At 57.1% G+C, this 6,238-nt stretch carries 3 protein-coding genes; 1 reads left to right on the forward strand and 2 read right to left on the reverse strand.

The window, feature by feature from the left end; genetic code table 11:
• Both AC33YF_RS12385 and AC33YF_RS12390 read right to left on the reverse strand, forming a co-directional pair.
• On the reverse strand, nucleotides 1-2,369 hold a 2,369-nt coding region (locus AC33YF_RS12385), incomplete at its 3' end, for an efflux RND transporter permease subunit (RefSeq protein WP_491777515.1).
• Nucleotides 2,366-4,033 carry an efflux RND transporter periplasmic adaptor subunit gene (locus AC33YF_RS12390; protein ID WP_491777516.1) on the reverse strand — a complete coding sequence of 556 codons (1,668 nt, stop codon included), beginning with the start codon at nucleotides 4,031-4,033 and terminating at the stop codon, nucleotides 2,366-2,368. The genes AC33YF_RS12390 and AC33YF_RS12385, both read right to left, overlap by 4 nt.
• Before the next feature lie 361 nt (nucleotides 4,034-4,394).
• Between AC33YF_RS12390 and AC33YF_RS12395 the strand changes: the two genes are divergently transcribed.
• Nucleotides 4,395-6,053, forward strand: a complete 1,659-nt coding sequence (locus tag AC33YF_RS12395; RefSeq protein ID WP_491777517.1) for a L,D-transpeptidase family protein — start codon at nucleotides 4,395-4,397, stop codon at nucleotides 6,051-6,053.
• The last annotated feature ends 185 nt before the right edge of the window (nucleotides 6,054-6,238 follow it).

Consider the following 6,238-nt stretch of genomic DNA (forward strand, 5'->3'; position numbering starts at 1 on the left):
GCGAGGCGTGGGCCCGTGAGCCGATACTCAATCGGTGACGGAACCGGTGTCCCCATGACAAGCTGACGGGGGACGACGCGCGCGCCGGCAATCGGCGGTATGAAATCCTCATCGCCGGGAGCTCCGATGCCACTCCAGGCCGCACGCCGAATGTCTGCGATGTATGGCTCAACCGCATCGTAGTTAGCGACATTCACGACGAAGCCGGCGTAGCGTGGCGACGACGGCCCCGGATCGAGACCTGCGTAGAATCGCGGACCGCCAGTTCCGACATAGACGATGAAGTCAGTTAGGCGCTGAGCCGGCTCGCCTTCCTCGTCCGTCAACGGGGCCCATTGGCCATCTTTCCAGGTGACGGTGCTGAGACGTTGCAAGATTGTCTCAACTTTCTTAGCGGTTTCGTCGGTTCGATAAATCGGCGCCGTCGTTGGAAGCCAGAGATCGATCGAGAATTGGTTCCGGTCGGAGAACGGGAAGAAAGAGGGCTTCACTGGCAACATAAGTGAGGCAAACAACAAGGCGAACGCACCCAATATAAGTGGAATGCGCGCCGCGATGGCAAAACGAACGACGCCTTCAAACCGTTCGCCGCGCCGGGGCTCTCTGCCTTCATCAACGCGTGCTGTTGGAGCTTCCTTGCCGCCGATGCCGAGCTTCTGGCCAATCCAACTGAGCAGAACAACGATCGGCAAGCGACCATCCGAACGAGCAAGAATGTAGTAGCTTAGAATCGGCGTCACCGTCATGGCGCAAAGCCAGCTGACACCAAGCGTCAACGCAACGACCACCGGTAAACTAAAGACATACTCCGCAATATCGCCGGGCAGTACGAACGCCATTGGGATGAAGACGCTCACCGTGGTCAACGTGGACCAGAGCAGCGACATGCTGACTTGGTTGCAACCCTCTATTGTAGCCTCTTCAGGCGGCAGGCCGGCATTGAGGAATCGCGTCGTGTTCTCGCTGGTGACGATGGCGTTGTCGACCAAAAGGCCGAGAGAAACGATCAGGGCAGCCAGAGATATCTGTTCGATCTCAACGTCCCAGAGCCGCATCAAAGCCAGCGCACTCAGCATGATCAAGGGGACCGACGCGGCTGTTACGAGGGCTACCCTGAATCCCGCAAGCAGGCCGAGGATCAACAAGACGAGAATCACGGCTTCGATGAGGTTGTTGACGACATCGTCGATCTTCTTCTCGACGAACGCTGGCGGATTGGACACCTTCGCAACCAAGATATCCGGTGGCAGGAAATCCTCGTGTGCAGCTTCCAACAGGCGATCGACGGCATCGCCGATCCAGCTGATGTTGTTTCCCGACTTCATTGTGAACGAGATGCCGATAGCTGGGGCGGAGAACTCGGCGTCGCCAAAACGAACTAGCGACTCTGGCGGGTCGATGTAGTCGCGGCTGACCTTTATTCTCAGATCATCCAAATAGACGGGCACCTCATAGGCGGGAGGCTGCTCGCTCGCTTCGGAGCCTTCACCGGCAGCCAGGCTGCGCTCAAATTCTTCAATAGTCTGTCGATCCGGCGACTCTGCACCGGAGGCCACGCGCCCAACAACTACCTGATCGATCTCATTCACCGCGTCAAAGTTGCCGGCGAGCCGCGTATGAACTCGATCCTTGCTCGTGTTCAACACGCCTGCAGGTGCCACGACGTTTCGTTGCGCCAAAAGCTCCATCAGCTCGTCCGACGTGAGCTTCAACTTGCTCCACACGCCAGCATCCGTCTCCAGATAGATGACTTCGCGTTGGACACCATAGAGATCCAAACGCGCCACGTAGGCCGGGTCGGTCGTAATGGGGACTATGTGTCCCTCGGCAGTGACCTCGGTTGGCCTCAAATCGGTCAGCCGGTCACGCAGCCGTTTGGCAAAGACCTCCAATTCGCGCGGCGAATACGGGCGCGTCTTGGCTGACTCCGGATCCTGGTAGAGAGCAAGCACCAACGCGGCAGTGTTACCAAAGTTGTCGTTCACCGCAGGGATCGAAGCGCCCGCGGGCAGATCCGCGGCCAATAAATCCATCTCTGCACGGAGCTTGGCCCACACAGGACGGATATCCATGATGTCGTCTAGAGCCGTGACCTGAACGACTGACCGACCAACCATGCTGGTCGATTGCACGCGACGTACCATATCGATATTGGCGGCGGCGATCTCCACCTTGTCCGTAACAAGTTCCTCCACCTGCTGTGCGGTAGCGCCGGGCCAATCTGTCGTAATCACAGCCTCTCGAATCGTGAATTCTGGATCCTCGCGACGTGGCGCGTCCAGAAACACATTCAGTCCCCAGGCCAGCATGACGAGCGCAAACCCAAGAACAATCGGTTTGTGTGACAGGGCGAACTTTGGAAGGTTCACGACTCCTGCTCCACTTCGAAGAAGGCATTGACCCGCTCACCGTCGCGAAGATAGTGAGCACCGTCGACGATCAGCTTCATTCCGTCAGTCAGTTCGCCGTCAGATACCGGCTCGATTCCCTGCAGAGTGCCTAGAGTCGATCCGAGCTTAACCGCGACCTTAACTGCCAATTCCTCGCCGTTCTCCTGCTCACTGACAGTGAAAACGTAATGGTCCGGCCCGTCCTTCAGGATGGCCTGCGCAGGCACGTAGAAGCCTTCGGCCAATTGACCGCTTCGGAGATCGACACGAACAAGCTCCCCGGGCCGCAAGAGCCAACGCTTGCGCGAGAGAAAAATGTGGTCGCCTTCCTTTGTCTCAGGCGGCAATCGAGATGCGAGCAGGTCCTTGGCCGGGTCCAGACCACCGAGATCTGCCACTTCCCGAAAGGTCCAAATCTCCAAAAAAGGCATCCGACGCTCGCCCATCCGGACACGGACTTTCTTGACCGTAAAAACAGGATCAAAGGAGCCTTTGAGGTCAGGCAACGTCAGGCCTTCCACCTTCCAAACGAAATACCCGTCAGCGTCCTCATGCAAAATCGCTTCGTTGACAAAATAGGGCGGCTTGCCGTCGCCGGATTCTGAGACGATGTCCCAAATGTCGTCGATACGATAAATTTCCTCTGCAGCCTGGCTCTCGGGAGCATCGACCTCAACCTGTCTATTGCGCACGAGAAGCGTGACCATAAAGGTGCGCGTGGAAGCATCGGCAACCGCATCCTTGTGGTGAACCCAACCGTCAATTGGCTCAGAGGCATCATCTGTATAGATCTTGAGAATGTCATTGTAGTTGATGCCCCGATCGGTCTCCGCCGAAACAGCGACCTGGACCTTGATCGGGTCCATCATCTGAACCGTCATCACCGGCTGGCCGCGCTTCACGTATCCGCCAGGGATCACGTGAACCTTGGAGATCTGCCCTTTGAACGGCGAGTAGAGCTCGGTGTCGATGAGATCGCGCTTCGCTTCGCGCAGCGACTGTTGCGCTTCGATGACCTGCGCCTCAGCTGACGCCAGCTCAGCCTCTGCCTCACCGAGTCGCGATTGAACTTGGGCAAGGCGAGCGGACGCAGCCCGGAATGCCGCGCGCGCTTCGTCCGCTTTCTTTTGAGTGCCCGTACCCGTCTTCAAGAGACGATCCTGTCGTTCGAACTCCTTACTCGAACGATCGACCTCGGCTTGCATTTCCTTGAGCTCGTTGGGAATGGTCTCCTGGACTTCCGTACGGACCGACTGAGCCTTGGCTTCGCTGCTCCGAACGCGCGCCTCGGCCTCGCCTACCCGAATGCGGTAGCGTTCGCTCTCCAGCGAAGCCAGTAGAGTGCCGCCCTCGAGAACTTCGCCTTCCTTCGTCAGAATACGGCCATCAATGTTCTCGCCAGGCTCTCGGACATAGTTGACACGCCCATCGACCTGGAACCCGACAAGCTCTTTTTTCCAAGAGCCAACCGAGCCGGCAACAAGCGTCGTCCGGCTTGGATTTGAAGTCTCTAGCGATACATAAGATACGGGCCGCGCGGGCCGCGCGGTTACTTCTTCCGACCTATCATCGCAGCCCGCGATGACACTGCACGCAACAGCAACGGCGAACCAAATGAACGTCCGGCCGATTGTGATCCCCATTTGAGCAGCCCCCCAAGCAAGCCACCGAATTTCCGCCTCATGTTCTCCGCACTGCGGTCGCTAGCTTGAGTGTAAAACATCGCCGAGCTGTGGCAACTCATTCGAATTTGACGAATTTCATTGGCTCACGACACTGCCCGCGCCTCCCTGATGTGTTAGCCTCGTCCCGCTCAGGCACATCGGAAATAGCCTTTGGGCTGGTACGATGCCTGCTGGGGGCAAGTCGCGGTTTCTTCGCCGAATACGACGACCAAGGCGAAGTGGCTTCGACAACGGACATTAATGCTAGAATTGCGGTGCCAAAGTGCGAGTTTCTGATGGGGCACAGAAGCCTCAGCCAATACGTCTGCTGAGCAATAGTATGCTTCTTTGGGGGGCCGGCCTCTGCTCGGTCGCTATTGCTCTTGGCATTGGCCTACTCTCCGACAAGCGAGAGCAGCAACTCGGCGCAGCCATCGTCGTCGATATCGAGGGCCAACCGCCTTCTGCAATCGCGGCGGAGGTGGATGAAAATCCTTCTTCATTACAAACTGCTGCCGCCCAGATTGCCGAAGCCGACGCCACGCAAAGCGTCGCTGACGAACAGCACTCTGAAGAGGATCTCGCAACTGAGCAAGAACCAGCAGAGAAGCTATTCATCCGCGATGCGGTTCGCCTCAAATTGACCGATCCAGGTTTGCGGAAATCTGTTCACCCCGATGACCTGGCAGCGATCGAGAGCTTTCACGCAGGACAGGACGTTCCCGCGCTCTGGATAGACAGCGCCGGCATATCGCCTGCTGGCAAAGCTGTTCTTGCCGAGTTGGGCAAGGCCGAGGATTGGGCGCTCGAACCGTCAGAATTCTTGGTGCCGCCCTCTGACTATCAACCTATTTCGGCAGAAGATCAGGCAGCGGCCGAAGTCGCCATCGGTCTGGCTGTGCTGAGATATGCTCGCTACGCGCAAGGCGGTCGCCTGAGCCCGTCAAACTTGAGCGAACTGATTGACCAGCACCCTCCCATACGTGACCCGAAAACGGTGCTTACCGAAATCCGCACGGCCAAAGAGCCGGGCCTCTATTTGACAAAGCTGCATCCGCAGCACCGCCAATTTGCTCTCTTGCGTGAGGCGTTGCGCAGTGAACGGGCGAAAGGTGAGATCGAACCTGATGACTTAGAGAGACTCCTCGTCAATATTGAACGCTGGCGCTGGATGCCGGATGAGCTGGGGACTCGCTACGTCTGGCTAAATACGCCTGAGTTCATGATGCATGTTGTTAAGGGCGACGAAATTGTCCACTCGGAAAAGACAGTGGTCGGAGAACGGCGCTATGCGACGCCAGTTTTTTCAGCAAGCATGGACAGTATGGTCTTCAATCCAAAATGGACTGTGCCGCCCACAATTGTCAGAGAGGACCTTCTCCCGAAACTGCGCAAAGGGGGCAAGTGGTATGACCGTACCGACAATACAGCCGTTCTCAAGCAGCACAGATTAAAGGTGTACTACAGAGGTCGTAGGGTTGATCCAAAAAAGATCAACTGGAAAAAAGTGAATCTGCGCGCGATTAGCTTCGTGCAGCCTCCCGGCCCAAAGAACTATTTAGGCAAGGTGAAGTTCCTCTATCCGAACAAACACGTCGTCTACATGCATGACACGATCAAGCGCGAACCTTTTAAGGAAGACGTTCGCGCTGAGGGTCATCATTGTCCACGTGTCGAGAACCCGGGGACGGTAGCCGCCGTCCTCCTCGCCGAAGACAAGGGTTGGGAAAAAAGCAAGATCGATGAGTTGCTTAAGAATAGCAAAGACCATGAAGTCGACCTAGACGATCCGATCCCCGTGCACACCACCTATTTCACCGCCGTAGTTGATGCGGATGGGGAGCTGCAGACTTTCGGGGATATATACAAATTGGACGGAGTCGTCGCCCGGGCCCTCACCGAGGCAAAGAAGGCTTCGCAAGCATCGCTAGAAGCTTCCGCGCGACAGCTTCCCTGGAAGAAGGAGAGCAACGCGAGCTTGGCAGTCTCATCGCCCTAGACGCGAGCGACTACTGGCACGCCGAGGGTAGCGATAGATGGGCAATGTCCACCAATGCAGACGTCATTGCGACGCGGATATTTGAAAGCGCGCGATCCCAAAAAACGGCCCACCCCGCGGTTGAAGAAATCACCCGGACTTCAGCGTTGCAATTCGTGCGCAAGGCCAGTATCTCGGCTTGTCCG

Source organism: Methyloceanibacter sp. (genome assembly GCF_058506495.1).